Annotated in this window: 1 protein-coding gene; it reads right to left on the bottom strand. The window is 66.8% G+C overall.

Translation table 11 applies throughout. The features are described 5' to 3' along the window. Window positions 1–32: 32 nt before the first annotated feature. Window positions 33–1,132, bottom strand: a protein-coding gene (locus tag KB893_RS18125; protein WP_211927688.1) for an IS3 family transposase whose coding sequence is annotated in 2 segments (ribosomal slippage) — window positions 33–874 and window positions 874–1,132 — 1,101 coding nt in all. Because the reading frame shifts where the segments join, the coding sequence is not laid out codon by codon here. Window positions 1,133–1,200: the final 68 nt, after the last annotated feature.

Raw genomic sequence — 1,200 nt, forward strand, 5'->3', positions numbered from 1 at the left:
CGACGTCCCCCCGCCCTCAGTAGCGGGTTGATCTAGAGTCCGGGATCGATGGTAGTGGATGCCAGCTGCTGCGCGTAGGCACGTGGGGTCAGCCCGCCCAGTGCCTTCTTCGGGCGCTCGTCGTTGTATTCCCTGCGCCACCTCTCGATGACGGTGCGCGCGTGCAGCAGGTGGGTGAACCAGTGCTCGTTGAGGCACTCGTCGCGGAGCCTGCCGTTGAAGGACTCGACGTAGGCGTTCTGGTTGGGTTTGCCGGGCTGGATCAGTCGTAACTGCACGCCGCGCTCGTGTGCCCAGGTGACCATCGCCCTGCCGCAGAACTCCTTGCCGTTGTCGGTGCGGATGACCTGCGGTAGCCCGCGGTGCGCCGCCAGGCGGTCGAGCACGCGGGCCACGCCTGCTCCGGAGATCGCGCGCTCCACCTCGATGGCCACCGCTTCATGCGTCGCGTCGTCGACGATCGTCAGGCATTTGATGACCCGGCCGTCGGCAGTGCGGTCGAACACGAAGTCCATCGACCACACCTGGTTGGCGGCGCTCGGCCGCACCAGTGGCTGGCGCTCGCCCGCAGGCACCTTCTTGCGCCGGCGTCGGCGCACCTGCAGGCGGGCCCCCCGATACAGCCGTTCCACGCGCTTGTAATTCACCACCAGACCGCCCTGCCTGAGCTTCAGGTAGATCATTCCGACGCCGTAGCGGGTATGCCGCTGCGCCAGCGCCAGGATGCGCTCGCGCAGCTCAGCGTTGCGGTCCGGGCGCGGCGCATACCGGTACGCGCTGGCGCTCATGCGCACCACCGCCAGCGCCCGGCGCTCGCTCAACCCCCTGCCAACCAGATGCCGCACCAGCTCACGCCGAGCCGGTGCGGTCACCACTTTTTTCGCAGCGCATCCCGAACCACCTCGTTCTCGAGCACCTGCTCGGCGAGCAGCTTCTTCAGGCGGGTGTTTTCGGTCTCCAGCTCCTTCAACCGCTTGGCGTCCGGCACATTCATGCCGCCGAACTTGCTGCGCCACAGGTAGTACGACGCCTCGCTGAAACCGTGCCGCCGGCACAGCTCCTTGACCGGCAGCCCGGCCTCGGCCTCGCGCAGGAAGCCGATGATCTGCTCTTCGGAAAAGCGCTTCTTCACGTCCAATCTCCTTGTCGTTGCGGATTGGACTCCAGATCGCAGTGCTACTCAAAGGCGGGGGGACGTCG

The sequence above is a fragment of the Coralloluteibacterium stylophorae genome, assembly GCF_018122625.2.
Taxonomy (GTDB): Bacteria; Pseudomonadota; Gammaproteobacteria; order Xanthomonadales; family Xanthomonadaceae; genus Coralloluteibacterium; species Coralloluteibacterium stylophorae.